Raw genomic sequence first — 21,463 nt, forward strand, 5'->3', positions numbered from 1 at the left:
TCCTAAATTGTACTACCCCACTGAGCACCCCACCATCGAGCGGTGCCACGTAACCAGTCACCACCACTCCATCGTTCGTCGCCCTCATGGCACACCAAGAGGTCCCATCGGTCAACGTTGGAGTCTGGGCCGTACGTATTATTTGGATAGCCCGTCGGATCTAAATAATAGAGGTCCAATCCGTCCCGATTATCTGCTGCTTCGGCGTGCGTCATCTGATGTTGTAGGTCAAGTGGCACACCTGCATTAATAGTAAGCACCGCCATAATTTGTGTCATAGTGGCCAACTGTTCTTTTGTTGGTGGTTCACTACCTAGGTTATTTTCACTGACTGCATCCCAACACGCTTCAATGGCAATGCCTACAGCGTTACTATTGCGCATATAGGTGTGTTCCTTATAATCGGTTAAGGCCTCTATATCGGTCCACATTGTACCTGCTCGGTCGATGTTGATATGGTAATCTGTGAAGTGCTTACCACCTTTTACCCCTGTCCAATGATAGTACGCCTTTTCAATTTGGCCATAGGCATCTAGCGCTAGGTCTTTTAACTCGTCCATTGTAATTTGTCTAAACATTTATTTCCCCCTCTCGTCATGGTTAATATCATCCTCTAATTGTTGTATGCCAGGTCTGTTCATAGGCAATGTATTTGGTTCCTCAAGCTTATCTGGAATCCCGTTATGGTTCTTATCGATGAACATGCCACACAATCCAACAATGGTCATAAGCACTGATGGTACGAATATATGGTCAATTATAAGAATACCCTTATCGATAAGCTGATTCGCTTCAGGGGATACATACCCCTTAATCGTCGATAGCACATACTGGGCAACGACTAATATCATCGGTACTAGCATGACGAGGACCAATGCCCTCGTTGCTAATACACCTGTTGGCCGTATGCCAGCTATTCGAATGGACTTATATGACCGCTTAATGCGGTTAATAATCGCTAGCTTATCCATTACCCCTCCATGCCTTTATGATTTCAATCGTATATTGAAATATTTTTCCTATATCAATTAGGTCATCTTCAACCATTTCACGTAGGTTTTCAATAATAGACCAACACTCAGCGAAGAATGGTATCAGCATAAATGCATAAGAGAATATATGGTCTAAGAATAGATTGGTGTTTGGTATTGGGATATCAGGTAATGAAATAAATACAATGGATAGTATCATCCATGCCGGATATTGTATGCATAGTTTCTTTAATAGATCACCTCTAAGGCGCTCACTCATTAAATATCTACGCCGTTCACCGGTAGTTTCATCGATATACCTACCTTTTCCCCATCCATACCAGGTCAATGTTGTTAGTAGTGTAATAGGATTATTAGGCCTGTGATTATCTTTGTTATACCGCAACACTTCTGCAGCAATCCGCTGTATTGTGTCCACAAATAACAATGTAGTGGTTAAAATAATCACTACCCCCATACTGACTATATGTTCATGCGATATACCACTGATGAGCATGATTAAAATATCATTAAGAATATCCATTCACTCCCCCATGCCCTTATGATTCTTCATCTAAAGCCATTAAATCATTGTGCACGCATCCTTCTGTTGGACATGTACCGTCATCGTTGAGTACTTCCCAGCAGTACTCACAGAATTCCATAACAGGAACTTTGCTATCACCGATATATTTAGGCATATTATTGCACCTCCTTAATTCGTGCGACCATTTCGTTATTCAACTTGATATATTGAGTGCTAATTGCATTAGTAGGTTTTCCCATAAGTAGCAATCTACGTTGCGCTTCTTCTAGCGTTTTGAAGCGGGGTTCATATTCAGCTTTTATAGCGTTAATCTTATCTTCCTTTGTAGGAACATACGGATCAGGCTCAATAAATTTTCCGTTTACATACAATTTACCGCTCATAAATTCATCTAGCATACTGTCACCATCTGCAGAATACACATATTGTGCATTTGGATAATCGTGTTCAGCTTGCGCCATAATATCATCACGGCTCAACGTGTTATCACACAGGGATGTAATACGCTCCCCTTTGTCATTTAAAATAAATACATATTGATTCATAGTAGCATCCTTTCGGAGGTGAAATTATGCGCCGTTACGCCGTTATACTAAAACGTAGACAACGCAATACCATTACATTAAGGCAACTATTTAACGAGTGGTTGCCTATTCACTCACAAGCTATTACTAAGAGTGTCGTTAAGTCTTACCATATTGCTTTTAAACACATATCCAACATAGCGGATATGCCTATCACGGATATTCATTTTCAGCACCTTCAGAATGTGATTAATTCCATGCACGTAAAAGGACTTTCCTACTCATCATGTAAGAAAGTCCGCACGTTACTTAATCAATTATTTAATTACGCAATCATCAAGGATTACCCTATCACTAATTACGTCATACACTTAACCTTAGGCCCTAATATACCAACGATTAGGAGAAGAGTATTCACTCGCCAACAAATTAACAAATTATGGGAAGTAGATACTTCTTACTCTCATATGATTTTAATACTGCTATACACCGGTCTCCGCATAGGTGAGCTTCTTAATTTACGTAAGCAAGACATCCATAGGCGATCGTCATACCTCATCGTAAGACACGCTAAAACGAAAGCCGGTGAAGGCCGTATCATTCCTATACATCACCGCATCATGCCACTAATAGAGCAAGTATACACCAGCACCGAAGCATATCTATTCACCATCAGTTACACAACATTCCATAAGAATTTCAAGGATATTATGAAACAGTTAAATTGTAAGCATACTATCCACGATACTCGTCATACATTTGCAAGTTTACTTGACTCGGTAGCACCGCCCAACACATTACGTTCTTTACTAGGCCACAAACAAGGCGATATTACCACCAGGGTATACACACATAAGACTATTCGTGAGCTACGAAAAGCCATAGAATTATTAAAATAACTCCCCAGTGGGGAGTGGGTGGTCAAGATAACGTAACTAAGACAGAGGTACGATTTCCTATCAAATTTACAACTTTATTCATGGCGAACGCTATAGATGCGTACTGGTCAGGCTCTGACACGCCTAGGTATTTCGCTAACTCCGTGTCAGAGAGCAACGCAACTAAGGCCGTATTTTCGGCAAGTGATAGATATGCTGCTTCTTATTACTGGTTCGCACTAGGAATAATCTAATTTCCTAGGATAATGAACATAATCTGATCACCGACACCTTTGGATATTAAGCCTTCCCTACGACCATCCAAACAAAACTACCTGTGTCCACTCTGTTGGTTAAGAATCGGATGGTGTTTCTATTAGCTTGAGAAAACCCACTGTTCCAAGTAATAAAACATTCTGATCCAGAAGTAGCAACACTAACAGAGTCATCAGTGGCTAAGGCAATTAGTACAGTGCTGCTAATCGGCAGCGAAATATCTTTATAGTATTTATTGGAATCAAACCAAGTTAATCCCCACTGGATAGTGAAACCATTCGCAAATTTTACGAAACCAGCATTGGCATCGAGTTTAGATGCCACGATAGCACCTTGCCCGATAAGATTTTTTATATCCTTCAATGTAGCAACTGGATTTTCTTGCCAGTTAGTTGCACCGAGGATTTTGGCAATCATAGCTGTAATCGCTGGATGAGATGAAATATCTGTGTTATGTTGTTTAACTGCTTCTGTTAACTGCTCACGTGTTACCAACGCACCCATATTAACAGTTAGCGATACATTTCCTGTATTACTAAATACCATTCCGATTGTTAATTCTTGAGATACAACTACCGATCCACTTTCTGCCGGCATTCTGTCCGGTTCAGGGTCCGTAAGGTATGCATACAATATTTCGCCTTTATCAGGATCTTGTGCAAATAACCCAATTTCAGACATTCGGAAAGCTTCATGTATACCAGTATTAGTTATAACTGTATCAACACTTACAATTTTACCTTCTAGCTTAACTACAAAATTAGTAGTTTCCCACTTAGAGGAGATTACATCAGTTAATGCCAATGGATTCGTTGAATTAACACCACTACCTACTTTGATTTTAGTGAATGTCAGCTTAGTTTTGCCTGCATTCACCTTCGCTTGCAAATTCGCGCCAACATCAGTCATGGTTGCATTTGACCATTCTGCCATATATTCCTCCTATCTAACGCTATTATCTAGCGCTACATTAATCTTCGTTTTCTTAGATTCAACGGTGTAAGACGTTACATGGGTATTCAAATTAATGCGCCATGCATTCGTGAAATCACACTTGATATTCACTTTCCTAGATACACCGCACCATCCGGCAAAATACTTATTGAAGTTAATTCGTCGAATGAATTCAATACCATCTAGCCAGGACCGTACATTTTTAGCCGCATTAATAGCACGTACAAGCTTAGCTATATCTGTTTCGCCTCTTAATGGGGCTGTGATTAGCGTAACCTTGAAATAGTACGGTTTCCCGCCATATTCAAACCATTCTTCGGTTTTTGAATCAGAATATATAGTCTGTACGGCCTTTTCAACAGCATACGGCGTGCCCTTATGGCGGTGAATATCAATTGAGTTCTTCACCATTTCACGTTTAGTCTCTATCGGTAACCCACTATCATAGTCATCCACGTGTAATTGATACGCTAAATGATCAATTACACTCTCTGGTTCAGTATCAATAGACGACCATAATAGCAGAGTATTCGTATTCATAAATTCGGCCAGCATATCATCCCACGTTTTAGCAAGGGACTTAACTGGTTCCCTATCGATTGAGGACGGAAGATGCTCCGCACTAGTATACTTGCTATCAAGTATCATTCTTCCTCACTTCCTGCGAGCGCTACAGCGATTGTATTGGCTACTGCCACGCCGCTTTGTTCTGCAATCGGGGTAAATATAGGTGCCGTTACTTCAACGCGTTTAATTCCGGATACATCCATGAGCATTTGAACCAATCGACTGGGTACTATATCACGGCCCAATTTTGACTTTTGCCATATAACATAGTCATTAACTGCTTTATCTGCCTTAGCTTTTACCACCGTTGCATCGGCGCCTTTTTCAATGTAATACTTAGCGTCGATGTTATATTGCGTAGTAGTAGGTGCTAATACAGTTAGCTTATCAGTCAGAGGCCTACGTTTCTTATCAGATAAATAATCCGTAATAGTCGTGAGCAATTCTTGCCCAGGAAGTCCACCTCCTGCTAATAAGGGATAAATATTAACCTCACCTGGACGTGGAGAAGATACGCCTACATCTGCCACAAGGTGCGACGCGGACTTTGTAAAATACTCATACGCCCCTTCAGGGCCTGCCACAGAGAACGATTCTGGAGCCTCATGAATACGTTCGCGATACGATTCGTCGTCCTCTGTATCAGAACCACCTTCAGATAGAGTTATATTACGCATCGTATCCACATAAGCTATAGGATCAATAATTGTACTTATCTCGCCCGGCTTAAACCCATTGCCTCGCGCCCCGGCAATTTGTGCTTCTGCTTTTACGGATCCATTAAGTTGACCTGGTAGAATAACCAAATCCTCAACAGTAGCAAAATATTCGCCACTTCCAGTTGATATTCTAGTCCACTTTGGAATAATGACAGAGTTCGTGCGCACTGCTGACAATGTTGCTTGAATTGTTGTAGTCGCTTTCGTTGCCTTTAATCGCTCAACAGCAGCAGGAACAGCTCCAACATGGTCCAAGTTATCGCCTTCTGCATAGGCTAATAGATTTTGTTTAGCTGCATAATTTGCATCGTTCAATAATCGGATAATAATTTCCGAAATTACATTTAAAAATAAAGTAACAGGATCGCCCTCTCCCAAGGTTCGCCCTGTTATTGTTGTGTAAATATCAAATACCTTCTGTTGAACGTGTTCTTTATCTGTGTTAAAAAACTCAACATTAGGTAAATCAGATAATCTCATACAGTCACCATCACTTTCGGAATCAACGCCCCATTTTGTGTGGCGGTAAATGATATATCACTAATTTTGGCACGTGGTTCATACCGTTTAATTTGTTGGAATATGTCGTTAGATAGATGAGCTTGCGCCTGATGGATAGGCATATCAATAATGCGACCATCAATACCAAACTCCCTATCTAGTGGCACGCTACCACGAACAGTAGAAATAATCGTTTGCACATTCTGCAAAATCTCAGCGACTTCACTTTCAGGTGCTAGCGATATCCTATTGTCAGTTACTGGTTTAATTTCATACGTTGCTGACATGGCTAGAACCTCCTCAATATCGTATTAACTTTATTGAACTTCTGACCATATTGATTTAGCATGGACTTTTCTTCTACTGTATTATTATCCGAATATTCCTCAAGAGTTAGAGAAACCTCAATAGATTGAGTCTTACCGTATGCATCCGTGAATAAGCTATCCTCGCTCATAGACATGATGACAAAGTAGTTTTGACTAACAGGTTTACCACCGATAATAAACGGTAATACAGCCCCCATATCGCGATAATTTCGCAATTTCTTAACAGTACTATCTGGAGATTGTCCAAGTGATGCAGAAATAAGAATCTTACATGTAATTTGTTCCACATCAGGTCCGCTAAATTGTTTGACAGGCTTTTCTAACATCAAATTGTGCTTTTCCCATCGAGCACTACCTGAACGCGTTACATCCGATACAGTAAGAACATTATCTAATGCGGTATAAAATACTATATCCGCCAAATAACCGATATACATCTATACCTCCTATTCTGGTCCTGATGTTGTAGAACCACCAGACACTACACCGCCATGCACATGATGAACTAAGGAAATACCATTGACCACTACATCCCCACCGCTTGAATTAATTGATAAAGTACCTCCAACATTAAGAGTCATATCTCCAGGAACAGTAAGCACACGTTTACCATTATCCGCACCGCCTGGAGTCGGATCCGCACTACTAAAGAATGTGCCAATAATGAATCCATCGGAAAACCCACGTCCGGACCGATTAGGCAACATAATGCACAATACCTGGTCATCAATAGCCGGCATCCAATAGTCCTTATCATGTGCTGCACCTCGATTAATGACAGATAATGGCGCCGTTACAACACCTTCTCTATCTAGGCGTGTAACAACGGCTTTACCTTCTTCAGGAATTGTACTTGAAACATTTCCAATAAATATCATATCCACTAATGTGGATAATATGTCAGTAGCCATTTAAACACCTCCTTACATCAATCGACGTTGAATAATTGGCCCCTAATGTATGCGTTGCTTTAGTAATTAAATAATTACCATCGAACACCCCAAATCCTTCGAGATTAACCGTAACCGATGCCATAATAAGAGGATTGCCAGGAAAACTAAAAGACATTGTATCGGCTTCTTTATTGGCTTCTCTTAGCTTCTTTTTAGCCAATCTCTTTGCCTCAGCCTTATCTTTAACCTGTTCATTAACCTCTAATACAGCAAGGTACGTGTGACCCTTACGGTCAGGATCTTCGAATGTATCCTCGATAACGGATTTCTTATCCTTATCTGTATATTTCACATGGCATGCTCGATATACTTCACGAGTTTTACTTTTGTACGAATAAGATAAGGCTCTAGTAATAATCAAAGGCGGTTGCTCGCCTTCCTTCGTCTGTACAGGTTGATATTGGCCACCTGGTCTACGAATTATAACTTTAGGCTTCACGTTTTCGTATTTGTAATCATCGAATATAATCAACTGTTCAGTGGATACCTTAAGAGAAAACCCCGCATCATTGCATAGTTTCTGCAAGAATGCGAGGTCTGATTCAGCACTTTGTGATGCATCTTTTAACGGTGGGTCAAAATCCGCATCCCATACTAGCTTTAATTTATTATCTTTTGCTTTCTCGGTAGCAATCGCTTTAAGCGTTGTAGTTTTCCACGATTTGTCTTTCTTTTTCTCCCGCAAGTCAGTACTACCGATAATAGCGACACCTTTGATTTTAACTACATCAGGAAGGCTACTGCCCTCGAATTCATCAATTTCAAATTTGCCGATTGGCAACGTAAATTGTTCATCCCCTAATTTCTCCCATGCTACGGTATTAATTGCCACTTCTAGTAATGACCCTTTCACAGGGTACCAATCGCCGACCCATAGACGGCCCCTATCTTCTAGTGAGATAGCCACGTCATCTACAGTTCCTGAAAGGTTATCTGTGAAAGTTACATCAAGAAGGTATTTACTAATATCGTCGGTGATGTCCTTTGACTCCTTACTCCCCCAATGTTGGTAACCAATCGTACACCATGCCCGCCGTGCTAACTTCGTTTGTGGCGTTAAATCTTTCTTCCATTTCTGGACCTTAGCTAGGCTCTTTTGTAAGCTCATATACTATCGCCTCCATGGTGGTAAGAATTCAGGCAAGGAATCAGCAGGAACATCTGGGCATGTTAACACAACACCAGCGGAAAATATCGCCGTATTACGATGTTTTTGGTTTGCTTCTAACAATAGATTAATGTATCGTTCGTTGCCATACACCTTATAAGCGATTAAATCCCACATATCCCCTTGTATTGTTGTATAACTAGTCATAACTTAACCTCCGTTGTCCGGCGGTATAGCTACGCATCATTTGTTCAAATTCACGCATTTTAGCGTCCAATGCCGACATAATATCATCAGTTGAACCATTACCAGCATTAATAACTGGTGCAAATGTAATCTGTACAGGCGCCCCACTATTACTAGATGAGGATGTCACAGGTACGCTAGGTGCTAATGATACAGTAGGCACTACAGCTGACTGCGCACCACTCACACCTAACATTCGTCCGGCCGTTTGCCATAAATTCATAGCATTAGCACTACCATCAATAGGAACTACAACTTCTGGATAACCAGCTTCCCCTATCCATGATAATTCTGGGGATGTAATAACACCGCCGTTTGCTCTCTTACCAACCTCTCCAGCTGCGGAAACACCAACTGTGAAACCGCCACTAAATTGAGCCTTAATACTCTCCCATGCTCCTGCGATTGCATTAGATACAGCACTCGGAATTTGACTTATCCAGTTTAACACAGCATTATAGGCATCACTCGCCCATTGCTCTGCAGCCGCTACAAACGCCACTCCGGCTTCGGCGCAGGCACTAGGTAATTTTACAAGGAAATCAATAACACCATTAACTAAATTACTAATCCAAGAGGTAGCCGTAGCATACGCTTCAGAAGCAAACGAGATAACTGCCGCTACGAATTCAGCGCCTAAAGTGATCATGTACATAGGCAAATTGATTAAAAAGTTATAAATATCATCGACCATAGCACTAAAAGTAGTTACTGCGAAGTTATAACACTCTGTCGCGAACGATACAACGGCAGATATAACAGCAGTACCAACTTGTACCGCAATCTCTGGCAATCGCAAAATAATGCCTATTATGAATCCTACGGCCATACCAATATATGTTGGTAGGTTTAACCATAGATTTACATAAGCAATTATTGCCACTTTCAATGCATTAAATGCGCTAAGGCCTAATGATAAGAACCCATTAATTACAGCCATAATACCGGATATAATGGCGCTCCATGCGGAACTTAAAGCAGAACATACGCTATCCCATATTGAACTCAATCCAGAACATACACTATCCCAAACAGATGTTAACGTGGCACAGATAGTATCCCAATTAGTTACTAATAGGTATATCACCGCAATAATCGCCATGATAGCGATTACCCATGGACCACCTATTAATGCACCCGCTGCTTTAAATGCACCCGTTGCCGTTTCTACACCTTTAAATGCCGTGGTAATTGTAGTAATACCTGATGCTAGTTTTGTAGCCGTACCATACAGTAAGGCTAATTTCAATCCATTAGTGACTACGGCGGCAATAGCTTCCTTATTATCCTTCATGAAGGTTACAACAGCTTGCAATACCGGTATTAGTGCCGGTAATATTTGCTGAGCAATCGGTATAAAGGCTTGTGCCAACCCTAATGCAACTTGCGTAGCTTCCGCTTTCAAGATGTTCATTTGTAGCCATATTTCATGGAGTGATTTAGGATCTATTCCGACGCCTTTGATTTGTGATGCGGCCGCTTGTGCATCTGCATAGTTCTCAAATACTTTAGTAAGCTCCATGCCTTTTGCACCTAGCGTTTCAAGCATGAATTCTTGTCCCCGGCCTTGTGCTACCGCATTTTGGTAACCTTTAGCCATTGCATCCAACTGTTGATTCATAGGCAATAACTTGCCATTGGCATCGGTTAAGGATACACCAAATTGACTGAGATATCCTTGCAAAGCTTCAGCACTTTTACCGCCACCAGCCAAAGTCTTATCCATTTTAGCGAAAGACTTTGCGGCCGCTTCTACATCAACACCACTTAATGTCATAATCTTCTTAAATTGTGCCGTTTCAGCGGTTGTCATATGTAATTTATTAGACAATTGATAAAGTGCTTCGCCAGCATTTACTACATTATCTATAATGGCACCAATACCAAACCCACCGGCGGCAACCATAGCGAAACTTGCAAGCTTTCCTGTAATACCACTTACCGCAGCACTAGCACCTTGCGCAGCTGATGCAGCACCTGCTAAAGGACTTGCACCACCCATTTTACTGATTGCATTTTGATGCGCCGTCTGACTTGCGATATTAGACCGTAACCGGGCTTGCCGTTGTAACATAGAATTCAGCTTTTGCTCAGCTGCAATTGCTGCGTTCCTATCGCTAACATTACCAGTCTTTTGCGATATAGCTTGTAGTTTTCTATATTGCGCCTGTTGATCTTTGATTACATTAGATAATTTATTGAGTTCCTGAGATGCTTTTGATACGGAGGAAGATAACCCGCCATCGAGTTTACCTTTAATGGCAATCGCCATTTCTAAGACTTTATTGGCCATTATTTTCTCCCTTTCATTGTTTTATTCTCGCGCTCGATACTATCACTAATGAGCCGAACGTGGACTATGAACTCATCCACGTCTAGCTCTCTAATGAAGTAGTCCATCGGTGTGCTAGTGTATTTACTACACGTAATTGCACACTCAGTAAAATACCGTTCTAGGTCTGTTATTTTTCGGAATTGAGCAAAAAATTCTGTACCTCTAAGCACACTCTAGTGAAATCGGCAGCCGGGAGACTATAAATATCATCCACTTTACATCCGCATACAGCAGCTGCTACATGTGCTTGATACGTCATGGATAATGCCGGAACTGTAATAGTTTTATCTTCACCCTTAGCGGACTTTTCGCATTTAATTAATGTGTACCCGCTGATGCCTTCAAATTGTAAGGAATGACCAGCTTTTACTAATTCAATACCTGTTTGTTCATGTGTTTCGTTCATAGTGTTATGTTTACTCATTAGTGATCGTCCTTTCTACAGACTAAATACCGAGTGCAGCACGAACATCGCCAAGGAAGTCGGTGCCATCAGAAATAGAATCTTTATAGGCGTATTTATCGATTTCACGAACTACCTTGCCATCTTGTTCGAGTTTCAAGTATGTAGTTTCGATTGTGTTCGTTGCATCGATAGTATTGCCAGATTCATATGTGCCATTTTCTTTAGATTTAGCACGGCCACGAATAACAGCACGTGTAGGCACGATTACATATTTATCTTTGCCACTATCCCAACATTGGATAGCACCACGTACTTCTAAGCGTACGCCACGACCACCTGTAAGGCGGTGTGTAGTTTCTGTTGGAGTGTTCCAAGTAAGTTTTGTTTCCATAGAGGAGTAGTGTCCAATAACTGGCGCTTCTACTTCACCTGCAATGCCCACACCTTTTACAGTTTGAGTCATTACAGATTCACTAGGTAATTCCACTTTGGCAACACCTAAACAGTTGTCAGAGCCTTCTTCGTATACACGGAAGTCATTAAGTACTTCCGGCACTTGATTGATAGATGCCATGATTAATTACCCCTTTCTATACTGTTTGAAATAGCGTTTTGAAATAAGAAACATCGTATTCAGAAATGCTTTCAATTTCTTGCGCTGGAATTGGAGGTGTACGGTATTTATGGAAGCGAATAATACCATTCAACAAATCTGTTGTAGGGTTTTCTGCTTCTTTGAATTCAATACGACCGCCCAAGATAAAGCCACGAGAAGTAAGACCGTTAAGACGGATTGTTTCACTATCAAGAATTGTCTTGATATTACGAGGCAAGATAGGCATATCCACTTTTTGCCAATAGGTTAAGATGAATGTTTGGTCATCCCAATCATTGAACCGGCGTACACAAATGAATGTATCCTTAACATCAGTTGTGCCAGGATATGCACCTGTATAGTTACCCCAAGATACCCAACCATTGATATTAACGGCCGTCATAATACCTTGAGAGTTCAATAAGTTTGCTTGCGAATGCGTAAGCATTACTTCCTTACCATTAGCTAAGCACAAGCCTGTTATATTCATAGACTTATTGGAAGGGGATAACGTAGGAATATCGCTATTGGATGCATCACATTTGCCAATAATGCCCATGATGTGCGTAGACATATGGAACATATAATCGCCATTGCGAACCATCGGCCAACATACAACTTCAGATTCACCTGTATAACTGTTACCTTTCTTCCATTCGTAGGCATCTGTATATTTAACAACTTGTGTAGTATCGATATCAACTAAAGTAGTCGCACCAAACAAATTATTGATAACACGAGATTTTGCTTTCATCACGGAAGCGACTGTAGGATGTTGAGAGAATCCAGGTGCAGCAATAAGACCAGGTACAATACCGAAATGATGATAGATTGTATCAATCAATTCAAAGCCTGTTGCTTTTTCATTACTATCTACACCGCCGATTACGTTTTTATAATCGAAGTTTTCTACATCGAGTTCATCGTATGTGAGGTCCAATGTACTTGCGGAATCGAACTTACCACCTTTGATAACAGAGATGATTAATTGATTTTTGTCATCAAATGCCGCCGTGTAATCTGTGTTGGCCACACCTGTTTGACCGCCACTAGATACTTGCAATGTGTTAAGCAATACTGCAGCTTTTACAATGCATTTCTTTTCTGTCAATGTAGCAGTTGTTGTAGTGGATTTCTTATGTTTAGCAGGATCCAATACGTTAACAAATACGATTGGAGCTACGCCATACAATTTGAATTGTGCGTACATTGCTTCACACAATGTGAAATGTGTCCAATCTTCAGAATAGCCAAGTTGTTGAACAGCTTCTTCCCAGCTATAACAGATGATTGGCTTATTAATTACTGCGCTAGGGTCTTCTGTAAGGTGTACAGGTGCAGTACCGAACACAATTGGAAGCCCGGCAGTAGTTTGGACAGGAGCAATTACAGAGGTAGCTTGCTCACTTGTTTTGACGCCATGATAAAAGGCCATTTACTTCACTCCTTTATAATTCTTCAATGCGTTAACATAGAATACATTTAATTGTGTGCCTTGTGTTCTCACATCAATCATTGCTTGGTTGAGTTCGTCCAGAGGCACGAATAAATGCATAAAAATAGGGTCTTCCGCTTCCGGCAGTGGTGCACCGTCGCTAAATACCATGAATTGATTTAACCGGCTACTGCGGAACGAAGGCCCAACATATACAACAGGGTTCATCGTTGTCTCCTATTCAATTACTTTATTATCCGTAAATATCTTGTTAAGATTTCTACGAATAACTGGAATGTACACTTCAAATTCAAGATATCCAACCCATTGAGGGTATGGTTGATCATCAGGAATTGTTGTATTAACGGTATTCTCCTTAATTTCATATTTAAGTGCTACTGGATTATCAGATAGTAACCGCTCACGCACTACCTCTAAGAGGTGATATAGTCCGACATGACCTTTTGTTAAGGCCTCGTCATAAGTAGTTACCAATACAGTAATACCTACCGTCGAACTATCCGCATCACTAACAGAATACGGATGCACTACTACGGCTGGACATAACTTGCGCTTATCTTCATTCTTATCCACCCTTGGTAAGAACCCGCTCCATACTCGAATAGGGCTCGTGGCAACATCACTTGTTTCATTTAGCTTGCGCAACTCATCCATGAGATAGGCGGCAATGCCGTCTGATACATCTAATGGTGTCATTAGTTACCTCCTAACGCACGCTCTAATTCGTGATATAGGCGCTTTTCATACATTTCCATGCCTTCTTTTTGCATGGCATTCATAACAGTTTCATTACCAAACATTTGCGGTAAGGCTGGTCCATATATCCCTTTTAATGGGTATCGGTCCTTGCCTTGGCGTTTCATGAATATACCAGATGCACTAACAAAGCCATTTGGTACCTTTGTTTCTGTACCTTTTTTAATAGACACAAACACACCTTTTCGTTTAAGCGATTTAATCTTAAAGTACTTTTGAGCGCTAGTATAACCACCTTTGATACGCATTTCTGTGCCATTATTCAATTTATTAATAGATACACCAGACTTTACGACCGATACACCTTTAATGGCGTAGATATTACATAGTGCTTGCGTACCTGCTTTTCTTGCGGTTGTTGCAGCACGCTTAGATGCGGCTTGGCAAACACGTCGAACTCTATCTTCTTTTAATGTTTCCAGTGCTTTTTCAATTGTTTTCACTGCACTTTTATCAAGTTCTAGCTCAACCATCCGTCAACACCGCCTCTAGCTTCTGCTCTAAGTTCGATAGACACGAGCCCATCTTCTTCCGTTGCACTTTGAACGATGTACACATCATCATCTAATCGGAATACGTTTCCCTGTGATGGAATTTCAGGGATGTCCTTTAATTTGCAATGCACAAATACAGACACCCCGTGTAATCCGTCATTTGATACGTGAGAGCCATTCGACAAGAATGACTCCCTCGCCGTTGGCGATTGGATAATCGCTTTAGCTACTGTGCCATTTAGATTATGCCCTTCGGCGAATTCGTCTTCATTAAGGAATACATCGTCAATATCGCTTTCTAGGTAATCTCTAAATCGCATTATTTTTTCACCGTAACTTCCGCATCAACTTCAGGTAATTCCATTTCTTCTTCTGGTTCATCTGGAACGACTTCCAATGGTTCCGGTACTTCGATAGGATCATCTTCAGCAGATTCAAACTTATCAGATTCAAGCAAGGACAACGCAACCGTTTTCTTTTTGATGTCGACTACTTCGCCTTTGCCATACATCTCGCCTTCATGTGCTAAATAACCCTTTAATACTCTGATTTTCATAAGTAGGTTACCCCCTATTTAGTCTTAATAGTAGCCCAATCGTCGATAGTTTCAGGAATCAATACGCAACGGGAGTATACAGACAATGTTAATTCTTGTGTAGCCTTATTAGCATAGTAGTAAGGTACATAAATGCCTGCATATGTTGTGAATTGATTGTCATCGTTGAGCAATGTTACTGCTGCATGTTGTTGACGGCCACGGCCAGGAACACCTAATACTGCTGCATCATCACCAATAAAGGATTTTACTTTACCTTCATCATCTTGATATGTTTCAAGGTATGCGTACACATCAATATTCAAAGACATGATACGGCCAACATATCGAACTTGTGGAGACAAGTATTCAGGAGCAAAACTGAACATAGACATGTTTTCGCGATTAGGAATTGCTAACATTTTGTTGATGGATGCATTATCAAGAATGTATTTTTCAACGTTTTTACCAACGACTAACACAGTTGGAACGATACCTGCGTTTTCTTGAATTTTTTCGGACGCCATTTTCAAGTCGCCATAAATGTCAGCACCCGCTTGGTCCCAAGTAGTAGTAGGTGTAATGTCTTGTTCAAATTCGAAATCAATTTCATCAACTTGAACTGTTTCACCATCGTCAGCATAGCCTTCGATTTTGCATTTACCAGTAGTAAGCAAATCGGCTGCCATTTTATTTTTACGATTAATAATTGTGCCTTGTAAGTAAGACAAATCTTCAGCTTGCATTTGTGCGGCACGTTGTGCAGGTGTCATTGTAGACACAATGTTTTCAGCAAATGCACGTTGATCAAGTTGTTCTGGGTCAATAACTGTACGAGGGCCCATCATAGGTGCTTCGTATAAAGCAATTTTAGATCCTGCACGTTTAACATTAACGCCAGATGCACCACGAGATACGAAAGGTGCTAATGTGCGACCACGTTTACGAGTTTCTACTGCGATTTTTTTAGAAGTTGCAACTGCTGGAACTTGTGGGAAGAAAGTATCAAGCAAGAAACTTGCCGGAGTTTTCATTCGTTCCACAGCTTGCATCAAGGAAAATGTATCTTTGAAATCAATTGCCATTATATAGTTCCCCCTATTTAATGCTAGTTAAGAATAAGTGAGCGTCCTTGAAGTCCGCTTCATGATCATTAATTTTGTAAGCTTGGTCAACTACCAATACTTCACGATTAAAGCGACCGGAAATGTATACAGTTAATACATTGTGGTCAGTAGTTGCAGTAGTATCAGATACTACGATACCCGCAGGCTTACCACTTGCGATTTTTTGGAATGTACCAGAGTTGTTTTCAAGAACTTGGCCACGTTTATAATCACCGGCTACTACTTTTACATTTTGAGTTAATACAGGTACACCGCCACCACCTAATAGGTAATCAGCTGCGACACCATTTACTTGTTCGAAATATGCCATTATTTACCGCCTTTCTTAGCATTCGCAAATGCTACGACTTCATCAATTGCACTAGCTTTTGCTACTGCATCATTGGTTTCTGGTGTAGATGCACCTTGAGGGGCCACTTTATCCGCACCAGATTCCATTTGATCAATAACTAATTGTCGAATTTGGTCAACTACTTTGTTATCACTTGCAGGAATATCAGATACGGCAGAGATGAAAGGTGTTACTTCATTTACTGTTTTACCTTCTTTAACAGCTACATCAACTAAACGATTGACGACTTCATTATCACCTTTTAACGTATTTAATGCTTCAACGCGTTCGCGTTCTGCTGTTACTGCTGCGTTTTCTGCAGGTTCATTTGTAGAAATACCGAGCAAACCTTTTAAGCTTGCCATGAATTGGTTTTCAGTCATAGGTTTCTCCTTACTTGTTAAAAATTGTTTGATTTTGGCTTCATTTTTGGCCGAGTATTTGCAAGATACTTTGTTTACGATAACCATTCCGTTATTCATAACAGCTTTGTCCGTAATCGCCGTATCTACTTCATCAATTAGGCCGTAGGACTTCGCCTCGTCAGCTGTGAGCCACGTTTCATCATCCATAAGTGTATTTACCTGTTCAGATGTCAAAACGTCACTACGGCTCAAATAAACGTTTGCAATTGTCTGTTTAACACTTGCTAAATAGTTTGCCATTTTAGTTAAGCCGTCCGCATCATAGCTATCACCTAGATATACGGATGGATTGTGAATCATATACAAAGCATTGCTTGGCATAATTACCTTATCCGCAGCACATGCAATAATTGTAGCTGCGCTTGCGCACAATCCATCAATATGTGCTGTTACATTACCTGTGTAAGTTTTAATCATATTGTGAATCGCTTGAGCTGCGAACACGTCACCACCGCCAGAGTTGATGCGCATTGTTAAGTCATTACCATTACAACTAGCCAAATCACTAGCAAATTCACGAGGTGTAATTTCATCACCCCACCAAGAGGTATCAGAAATATCACCATACAAAATCAATTCAGATTGACCGGTACCATCTTGATTTACAAAATTCTTAACAGACCAAAATTTATTCATCCTCTTCACCTCCTTTCGTTGTAGATTTAGAGCCAACCGAAGGATTTACCGCATCAGCTAGCCCCATGCCATATTTCTCCATAAGTTGTTTCTCAAATGCAAGTTGAGCAATATTTTCTTCAAGGTCTGTTCCTGTCATTTCGGCAGCTTCGCGTTCACGAGTGGAAACTCCATTCTCAACTCGAAGTGTACTACCATTCATATCCTTAACAGGGTCAAGGATTGACATAGTAGGCCCAAACCAATCAGCATTGCACCATGCTTTTCGAATCAATGGGTCATCAAAGAAACCCGGCGCTTCAATTCGTCCATTAGCTACTGCTTCCATTAACCATACCTCATAGATAGGTTGGCAAAAGTCACGAGCGAACCACTTGCGTCGTAGTTTATATTCTTCCCAAGCCTGCAACATTGCTGCACGGCTTGCAGAATACGAGGAGTTGAAGTTCTTCATCAATACTTCGTAAGGCTGGTTAAGTGCAGCACCTACTTGTTTGATGAGTTGAGTACTAAATACTTCAAAAGTAGACTGAGCATTGGAAGCATCCACGCTCTTTACATCCACACCTTTCGGTAAGGCATTTAATGTGCCAGGCCCTAAGTTGTACTCTGATACATCAACTACTGGTTCTGTTGGATCATCAACGCCATTATCGGCCAATATATCGTTTAATGATCCTGAGTTAGTAACAGCTTCAGTAAAGAATAATGCAAAATACGATTTAATAATTGCAGATGTAAGCTCTGCGTTTGTGTATCGATACACTTGCTTTAGCGTTTCAATAACTGGCGCTAAATAAGGTACCCCTCTATATTGCTCAGGTCTAGTATCGTTACTAATTTGTAGTACATTCGGAATACTAGTACGCTTTCCGTACGCTTCGACTCTTGCCCATGCAGTCAACAAGCTTGTAATTGGCTCACCAGGGACTTGATTGGATACCCAGTAGGCTACAATTGCGCCGTCAGTATCAATTTCCACACCATTCAATATGCGATTTCCGTTATCCGGATTAAGCGCTTCAACGCCAGTTGGGTCCCCTGTAACATATGTGGAACTGGTAAGTGGATTACTTACTCGATTCCCTTCAATTAACTGAAGTCGTAATGTATATGGCATATCTGGTGTACTTGGTTTACGTCTAAATACCGCAAAACTATCGCCATCTGTGAGATATCCTTGATATGATATGCTTTGCATATCATACAAATTGTTTTTTCTGTAAATATCACAGCCTTTTGATTCTGCCCATAAGTCGAACTCAGCTCGAACCTTGCGAGCCCATGCTCTAGCATCCTCTGCACTGATTCCTAAGATTTGAAATTTAGGTTTAGGGAATACATTAAGGCCTGCACCAACTGTATGAGTAGTGCTTGTATTAATTGCAGCTGTACCGACTGGCGTATTAATGGCTAAATCTGCGGATCTATCACGTAAAGTTGATAAATTCGCACCGATATCGGCCTTATAACCTAGTTTTTTAGGGTTATATCCCTTCAAAGATTTGTTATTATGAGAGGCCCCGCCCTCACTGTATCCGCTATTTTTAGCCCTTGGAGTGCTTATTTTAGCGCTAAATTTCTTGTTTTTTCTCGCCATTTTGCTCTCCTAATCTCTAAAAACTACCCGTTTTGACCTGTTTCCACGCCCATTATCAGTATCCATACCTGGTAATTTAGCGCCTCTTGCTACCAAATCATCAATCATTTTTCTTACTTCTGCTAAATTTGCCCTTGTAAGAGTCCGATTTCCGATAGTATAGCTTTGGCCAGTCAATATTGCTTCCTCAGCTTTGACGTACCACTCTAACCGTACGTCAATTAGCCTTGGCTTATTTGAATAACTAGTTGCCATACATCCTCCTAAATATCTGCTGCTTTACTAGCCCTGCGAATACGTTTCCGCATTTGTTTCTTTTTGGGAGTAGTCACTGTTGTAGTAGAATGTCCTCCACCTTTTACTACTTCCGCCAATCTATCCCAATCAGGATGGATTGAATTCATACACGCTAGGTTATATACACGTAAATCCAATGGTTCATTACGAACCCCTGCAGTAGGCTCCCATATTTCATGTATAACGCCCTTACGTTTTACTTTCTGCTTGTGTTCTGAGATAATTCCCTTGAAATATAGCTCGTCGTATCCTCTAGTGCCTAATAATTCTTCATCCAACGGAAAATGAAAGTACTTAGCACCAGGTTCTTCGATGGCCAATCTGTTCATTACCTGCTGTTTTCCATCATCAACACCCAGCATTACAAGTGGAATTTTGCTTCCAGAAGCTTTACCAATCTTATAATTTAAAGGTATGCCAGGTGTTCCAGCCGTACCTTTAATCGCGAATCGTTGCTTACTAAAGTTTTTCTCACAATATTCATACACTTTTGATGTGTAGTGACCGCCAGAATCGATGAAAGCACGTGCTACTTTAAGGCCTGTACCATTTTTAAAGTGATATATCTTATCAAGCACCGCATCAAGTGCATCCCATGTCGCATTATTATCAGGCTCTCCTAAGATTACGCCCTTACATATTCCCCAACACTCTTCACCATATCCCCAACCTGTAATTTCATACTCTAACCGATTATCTTGCGTATCGACGGCACAGGTTAGCAGTAATACACCATCTGGAAGATCTGCTCCATACTTCTCACGGCGTCTAATGAATTGTTGATAATCTTCGAAGGCACCTTGTTGTGCATATGATTCACCGAAGCGTGTATTCATAACTACCTTTTCACGAGTAGGGTCTCCTTTAGCCTCTAGCCATTCCCTCATGATGTCATTCCAAGTTAGCCATGGCGATGTAAATCCATTTACAAAAAAACTGCGTATGCCATTATGCAACGCAGCAGGGTTTTTTGATATATACTTTTGAGAAACTTTTCGCATTTCATCTTCTGAGAATGTAGACCCGCAGTCAGGGCACCGCCATTTTACATCGCTGACTATTACAATCTTCCGACCTTTAGCGTCCTTATGTTCTTCGGTTTCACATTCCATCTCGGTATGTCGTATCAAATGGTATTCTCCACAATTAGGGCACTCATGTTGCCATTCTTCTTGTGTTCCTGTTTGATACTCTACATCGATTCGTGAACTACCTTCATTCGTTGGTGTAGAAAATAAACCCATGACTCTGTTCCAGAACGTTGTCATACGTTTAGCAGCAAGGTCTACTGGGTCACCCTCTGTGCCAGCGCTATCTGGGAATCGGTCTACTTCGTCCGCAAGTAATACACGTACAGGGCGTGATGCCAACCCAGCCGGACTATTTGCACCACACATGATAAGACGTCCACCAGGAAAAAGTTTAGATAAAATTGTGTTCTTACCATCTCGTGTCTTAGTGCCGTCTTCTGATTTTGTTTCGTAAAATACTTGTGATAGTACTTTCGTATCACGAATCATCGGCGAGATACGAGACTTTGAATAATCTTGAGCCAATTCGATAGTAGGTTGAATCATCATGACCGCGCATGGATCAAGATGAGCGTATCGTCCTAGCACATTATTCATTATGTCCGACTTTCCCACCTGACTGGCACTCTTTACTACTACACGATTGATACCAGGTTGCGTAAAGGCATCCATAATATCCTTTTGGTAGGGTGCTCTACTTGTTTTCCATCGCCCCGGTTCAGCAGAAAGGCCTTGTGATAGCATGCGATAATCGTCAGCCCACTGGCTAACACTGGTTTTTGGTAGTGGTTTTAGACCCATTTTAGAGACGTATTGCCACAATTCTTTTGCCGTTTTCATGCTATCACCTCCTTTTTTGCATTAAA

At 40.9% G+C, this 21,463-nt stretch carries 30 protein-coding genes; 2 read left to right on the top strand and 28 right to left on the bottom strand.

The genetic code is table 11. The annotated features are described in order from the left end of the window. Window positions 1-2: 2 nt before the first annotated feature. Genes E7A03_RS03420 through E7A03_RS03440 form a run of 5 tightly spaced genes read right to left on the bottom strand, consistent with a single transcriptional unit; the run spans window position 3 to window position 2,063 of the window. Complete coding sequence (locus E7A03_RS03420; RefSeq protein ID WP_077708170.1) at window positions 3-578, bottom strand: N-acetylmuramoyl-L-alanine amidase; 576 nt, start codon at window positions 576-578, stop codon at window positions 3-5. Beyond that, on the bottom strand, window positions 579-971 hold the full coding sequence (locus tag E7A03_RS03425; RefSeq protein ID WP_278470796.1) for a hypothetical protein: 393 nt from the start codon (window positions 969-971) through the stop codon (window positions 579-581). Further along, window positions 964-1,515: a hypothetical protein gene (locus tag E7A03_RS03430; protein ID WP_077708168.1), complete on the bottom strand. Its 552-nt coding sequence runs from the start codon at window positions 1,513-1,515 to the stop codon at window positions 964-966. Before E7A03_RS03430 ends, E7A03_RS03425 begins: the two co-directional genes overlap by 8 nt. Window positions 1,516-1,531: 16 nt before the next feature. Beyond that, entirely contained in the window at window positions 1,532-1,672 is a 141-nt protein-coding gene (locus tag E7A03_RS03435) for a hypothetical protein (protein ID WP_174892239.1), read from the bottom strand. Window position 1,673: 1 nt separating this feature from the next. Further along, a complete protein-coding gene (locus tag E7A03_RS03440; RefSeq protein WP_077708167.1) occupies window positions 1,674-2,063 on the bottom strand; it encodes a hypothetical protein in 390 nt (129 codons plus the stop codon). Window positions 2,064-2,089: 26 nt separating this feature from the next. Here E7A03_RS03440 and E7A03_RS03445 point away from each other — a divergent pair, with 26 nt between their 5' ends. Together E7A03_RS03445 and E7A03_RS03450 are read left to right on the top strand one after the other, a co-directional pair. Continuing rightward, window positions 2,090-2,941 (top strand): tyrosine-type recombinase/integrase, encoded by an 852-nt coding sequence (locus tag E7A03_RS03445; protein ID WP_287509463.1) that lies wholly within the window; start codon window positions 2,090-2,092, stop codon window positions 2,939-2,941. 14 nt (window positions 2,942-2,955) lie between these two features. Beyond that, window positions 2,956-3,174 carry a gp53-like domain-containing protein gene (locus E7A03_RS03450; RefSeq protein WP_316073691.1) on the top strand — a complete coding sequence of 73 codons (219 nt, stop codon included), beginning with the start codon at window positions 2,956-2,958 and terminating at the stop codon, window positions 3,172-3,174. A gap of 46 nt (window positions 3,175-3,220) precedes the next feature. Here E7A03_RS03450 and E7A03_RS03455 read toward each other — a convergent pair whose 3' ends face one another. The 23 genes from E7A03_RS03455 to E7A03_RS03565 form a co-directional block, all read right to left on the bottom strand. Beyond that, entirely contained in the window at window positions 3,221-4,129 is a 909-nt protein-coding gene (locus tag E7A03_RS03455) for a hypothetical protein (protein WP_316073693.1), read from the bottom strand. A 9-nt stretch (window positions 4,130-4,138) separates the two neighbouring features. Then, window positions 4,139-4,798 (bottom strand): phage tail protein I, encoded by a 660-nt coding sequence (locus E7A03_RS03460; protein ID WP_287509465.1) that lies wholly within the window; start codon window positions 4,796-4,798, stop codon window positions 4,139-4,141. Beyond that, window positions 4,795-5,916 (bottom strand): baseplate assembly protein, encoded by a 1,122-nt coding sequence (locus E7A03_RS03465; protein WP_077708163.1) that lies wholly within the window; start codon window positions 5,914-5,916, stop codon window positions 4,795-4,797. Before E7A03_RS03465 ends, E7A03_RS03460 begins: the two co-directional genes overlap by 4 nt. Beyond that, complete coding sequence (locus tag E7A03_RS03470; protein ID WP_077708162.1) at window positions 5,913-6,224, bottom strand: GPW/gp25 family protein; 312 nt, start codon at window positions 6,222-6,224, stop codon at window positions 5,913-5,915. Before E7A03_RS03470 ends, E7A03_RS03465 begins: the two co-directional genes overlap by 4 nt. Before the next feature lie 2 nt (window positions 6,225-6,226). Further along, complete coding sequence (locus E7A03_RS03475) at window positions 6,227-6,703, bottom strand: phage tail protein (protein WP_077708161.1); 477 nt, start codon at window positions 6,701-6,703, stop codon at window positions 6,227-6,229. Window positions 6,704-6,712: 9 nt separating this feature from the next. Beyond that, window positions 6,713-7,177, bottom strand: a complete 465-nt coding sequence (locus E7A03_RS03480; protein ID WP_077708160.1) for a baseplate assembly protein — start codon at window positions 7,175-7,177, stop codon at window positions 6,713-6,715. Further along, the gene (locus tag E7A03_RS03485) at window positions 7,167-8,327 is read right to left on the bottom strand and encodes a phage late control D family protein (RefSeq protein ID WP_077708159.1); all 1,161 of its coding nucleotides are present in this window, start codon (window positions 8,325-8,327) and stop codon (window positions 7,167-7,169) included. The genes E7A03_RS03480 and E7A03_RS03485 overlap by 11 nt, the downstream gene beginning before the upstream one ends. A gap of 3 nt (window positions 8,328-8,330) precedes the next feature. Continuing rightward, a complete protein-coding gene (locus tag E7A03_RS03490; protein ID WP_060924349.1) occupies window positions 8,331-8,534 on the bottom strand; it encodes a tail protein X in 204 nt (67 codons plus the stop codon). Continuing rightward, window positions 8,527-10,866, bottom strand: a complete 2,340-nt coding sequence (locus E7A03_RS03495) for a phage tail tape measure protein (protein ID WP_287509471.1) — start codon at window positions 10,864-10,866, stop codon at window positions 8,527-8,529. Before E7A03_RS03495 ends, E7A03_RS03490 begins: the two co-directional genes overlap by 8 nt. A 169-nt stretch (window positions 10,867-11,035) precedes the next feature. Continuing rightward, window positions 11,036-11,332 (bottom strand): hypothetical protein, encoded by a 297-nt coding sequence (locus E7A03_RS03500; RefSeq protein ID WP_077708157.1) that lies wholly within the window; start codon window positions 11,330-11,332, stop codon window positions 11,036-11,038. Window positions 11,333-11,354: 22 nt separating this feature from the next. Beyond that, complete coding sequence (locus E7A03_RS03505; protein WP_038125816.1) at window positions 11,355-11,888, bottom strand: phage major tail tube protein; 534 nt, start codon at window positions 11,886-11,888, stop codon at window positions 11,355-11,357. Between the two features lie 16 nt (window positions 11,889-11,904). Next, window positions 11,905-13,344, bottom strand: coding sequence for a phage tail sheath family protein (locus tag E7A03_RS03510; protein ID WP_077708156.1), 1,440 nt, complete (start codon window positions 13,342-13,344; stop codon window positions 11,905-11,907). Beyond that, a complete protein-coding gene (locus tag E7A03_RS03515; protein WP_077708155.1) occupies window positions 13,345-13,572 on the bottom strand; it encodes a hypothetical protein in 228 nt (75 codons plus the stop codon). Between the two features lie 9 nt (window positions 13,573-13,581). After that, window positions 13,582-14,061, bottom strand: coding sequence for a hypothetical protein (locus E7A03_RS03520; protein ID WP_287509474.1), 480 nt, complete (start codon window positions 14,059-14,061; stop codon window positions 13,582-13,584). Further along, the gene (locus E7A03_RS03525; protein ID WP_287509476.1) at window positions 14,061-14,594 is read right to left on the bottom strand and encodes a hypothetical protein; all 534 of its coding nucleotides are present in this window, start codon (window positions 14,592-14,594) and stop codon (window positions 14,061-14,063) included. Before E7A03_RS03525 ends, E7A03_RS03520 begins: the two co-directional genes overlap by 1 nt. Then, a complete protein-coding gene (locus tag E7A03_RS03530) occupies window positions 14,582-14,935 on the bottom strand; it encodes a hypothetical protein (protein ID WP_077708647.1) in 354 nt (117 codons plus the stop codon). Before E7A03_RS03530 ends, E7A03_RS03525 begins: the two co-directional genes overlap by 13 nt. Then, window positions 14,935-15,171, bottom strand: a complete 237-nt coding sequence (locus tag E7A03_RS03535; protein WP_278622130.1) for a hypothetical protein — start codon at window positions 15,169-15,171, stop codon at window positions 14,935-14,937. The genes E7A03_RS03530 and E7A03_RS03535 overlap by 1 nt, the downstream gene beginning before the upstream one ends. A gap of 14 nt (window positions 15,172-15,185) precedes the next feature. Continuing rightward, on the bottom strand, window positions 15,186-16,235 hold the full coding sequence (locus E7A03_RS03540) for a major capsid protein (protein WP_077708151.1): 1,050 nt from the start codon (window positions 16,233-16,235) through the stop codon (window positions 15,186-15,188). A 13-nt stretch (window positions 16,236-16,248) separates the two neighbouring features. Continuing rightward, window positions 16,249-16,587, bottom strand: a complete 339-nt coding sequence (locus E7A03_RS03545) for a hypothetical protein (protein ID WP_287507509.1) — start codon at window positions 16,585-16,587, stop codon at window positions 16,249-16,251. Next, a complete protein-coding gene (locus E7A03_RS03550) occupies window positions 16,587-17,669 on the bottom strand; it encodes a head maturation protease, ClpP-related (RefSeq protein WP_287509479.1) in 1,083 nt (360 codons plus the stop codon). The genes E7A03_RS03545 and E7A03_RS03550 overlap by 1 nt, the downstream gene beginning before the upstream one ends. Further along, the gene (locus E7A03_RS03555; protein ID WP_287509481.1) at window positions 17,662-19,269 is read right to left on the bottom strand and encodes a phage portal protein; all 1,608 of its coding nucleotides are present in this window, start codon (window positions 19,267-19,269) and stop codon (window positions 17,662-17,664) included. The genes E7A03_RS03550 and E7A03_RS03555 overlap by 8 nt, the downstream gene beginning before the upstream one ends. Window positions 19,270-19,278: 9 nt before the next feature. Then, complete coding sequence (locus E7A03_RS03560) at window positions 19,279-19,524, bottom strand: DUF6148 family protein (protein ID WP_008715540.1); 246 nt, start codon at window positions 19,522-19,524, stop codon at window positions 19,279-19,281. Window positions 19,525-19,532: 8 nt separating this feature from the next. Continuing rightward, window positions 19,533-21,437 (bottom strand): phage terminase large subunit family protein, encoded by a 1,905-nt coding sequence (locus E7A03_RS03565; protein WP_008715538.1) that lies wholly within the window; start codon window positions 21,435-21,437, stop codon window positions 19,533-19,535. Window positions 21,438-21,463: the final 26 nt, after the last annotated feature.

Source organism: Veillonella parvula (assembly GCF_032472435.1).
Lineage (GTDB): Bacteria > Bacillota > Negativicutes > Veillonellales > Veillonellaceae > Veillonella > Veillonella parvula_N.

Excerpts from the sequence above, each read along its gene's own strand:
- E7A03_RS03420 (WP_077708170.1), bottom strand. The coding sequence starts at position 578 with ATGTTTAGACAAATTACAATGGACGAGTTAAAAGACCTAGCGCTAGAT.
- E7A03_RS03425 (WP_278470796.1), bottom strand. The coding sequence starts at position 971 with ATGGATAAGCTAGCGATTATTAACCGCATTAAGCGGTCATATAAGTCC.
- E7A03_RS03430 (WP_077708168.1), bottom strand. The coding sequence starts at position 1,515 with ATGGATATTCTTAATGATATTTTAATCATGCTCATCAGTGGTATATCG.
- E7A03_RS03435 (WP_174892239.1), bottom strand. The coding sequence starts at position 1,672 with ATGCCTAAATATATCGGTGATAGCAAAGTTCCTGTTATGGAATTCTGT.
- E7A03_RS03440 (WP_077708167.1), bottom strand. The coding sequence starts at position 2,063 with ATGAATCAATATGTATTTATTTTAAATGACAAAGGGGAGCGTATTACA.
- E7A03_RS03445 (WP_287509463.1), top strand. The coding sequence starts at position 2,090 with ATGCGCCGTTACGCCGTTATACTAAAACGTAGACAACGCAATACCATT.
- E7A03_RS03455 (WP_316073693.1), bottom strand. The coding sequence starts at position 4,129 with ATGGCAGAATGGTCAAATGCAACCATGACTGATGTTGGCGCGAATTTG.
- E7A03_RS03460 (WP_287509465.1), bottom strand. The coding sequence starts at position 4,798 with ATGATACTTGATAGCAAGTATACTAGTGCGGAGCATCTTCCGTCCTCA.
- E7A03_RS03465 (WP_077708163.1), bottom strand. The coding sequence starts at position 5,916 with ATGAGATTATCTGATTTACCTAATGTTGAGTTTTTTAACACAGATAAA.
- E7A03_RS03470 (WP_077708162.1), bottom strand. The coding sequence starts at position 6,224 with ATGTCAGCAACGTATGAAATTAAACCAGTAACTGACAATAGGATATCG.
- E7A03_RS03475 (WP_077708161.1), bottom strand. The coding sequence starts at position 6,703 with ATGTATATCGGTTATTTGGCGGATATAGTATTTTATACCGCATTAGAT.
- E7A03_RS03480 (WP_077708160.1), bottom strand. The coding sequence starts at position 7,177 with ATGGCTACTGACATATTATCCACATTAGTGGATATGATATTTATTGGA.
- E7A03_RS03485 (WP_077708159.1), bottom strand. The coding sequence starts at position 8,327 with ATGAGCTTACAAAAGAGCCTAGCTAAGGTCCAGAAATGGAAGAAAGAT.
- E7A03_RS03490 (WP_060924349.1), bottom strand. The coding sequence starts at position 8,534 with ATGACTAGTTATACAACAATACAAGGGGATATGTGGGATTTAATCGCT.
- E7A03_RS03495 (WP_287509471.1), bottom strand. The coding sequence starts at position 10,866 with ATGGCCAATAAAGTCTTAGAAATGGCGATTGCCATTAAAGGTAAACTC.
- E7A03_RS03500 (WP_077708157.1), bottom strand. The coding sequence starts at position 11,332 with ATGAGTAAACATAACACTATGAACGAAACACATGAACAAACAGGTATT.
- E7A03_RS03505 (WP_038125816.1), bottom strand. The coding sequence starts at position 11,888 with ATGGCATCTATCAATCAAGTGCCGGAAGTACTTAATGACTTCCGTGTA.
- E7A03_RS03510 (WP_077708156.1), bottom strand. The coding sequence starts at position 13,344 with ATGGCCTTTTATCATGGCGTCAAAACAAGTGAGCAAGCTACCTCTGTA.
- E7A03_RS03515 (WP_077708155.1), bottom strand. The coding sequence starts at position 13,572 with ATGAACCCTGTTGTATATGTTGGGCCTTCGTTCCGCAGTAGCCGGTTA.
- E7A03_RS03520 (WP_287509474.1), bottom strand. The coding sequence starts at position 14,061 with ATGACACCATTAGATGTATCAGACGGCATTGCCGCCTATCTCATGGAT.
- E7A03_RS03525 (WP_287509476.1), bottom strand. The coding sequence starts at position 14,594 with ATGGTTGAGCTAGAACTTGATAAAAGTGCAGTGAAAACAATTGAAAAA.
- E7A03_RS03530 (WP_077708647.1), bottom strand. The coding sequence starts at position 14,935 with ATGCGATTTAGAGATTACCTAGAAAGCGATATTGACGATGTATTCCTT.
- E7A03_RS03535 (WP_278622130.1), bottom strand. The coding sequence starts at position 15,171 with ATGAAAATCAGAGTATTAAAGGGTTATTTAGCACATGAAGGCGAGATG.
- E7A03_RS03540 (WP_077708151.1), bottom strand. The coding sequence starts at position 16,235 with ATGGCAATTGATTTCAAAGATACATTTTCCTTGATGCAAGCTGTGGAA.
- E7A03_RS03545 (WP_287507509.1), bottom strand. The coding sequence starts at position 16,587 with ATGGCATATTTCGAACAAGTAAATGGTGTCGCAGCTGATTACCTATTA.
- E7A03_RS03550 (WP_287509479.1), bottom strand. The coding sequence starts at position 17,669 with ATGAATAAATTTTGGTCTGTTAAGAATTTTGTAAATCAAGATGGTACC.
- E7A03_RS03555 (WP_287509481.1), bottom strand. The coding sequence starts at position 19,269 with ATGGCGAGAAAAAACAAGAAATTTAGCGCTAAAATAAGCACTCCAAGG.
- E7A03_RS03560 (WP_008715540.1), bottom strand. The coding sequence starts at position 19,524 with ATGGCAACTAGTTATTCAAATAAGCCAAGGCTAATTGACGTACGGTTA.
- E7A03_RS03565 (WP_008715538.1), bottom strand. The coding sequence starts at position 21,437 with ATGAAAACGGCAAAAGAATTGTGGCAATACGTCTCTAAAATGGGTCTA.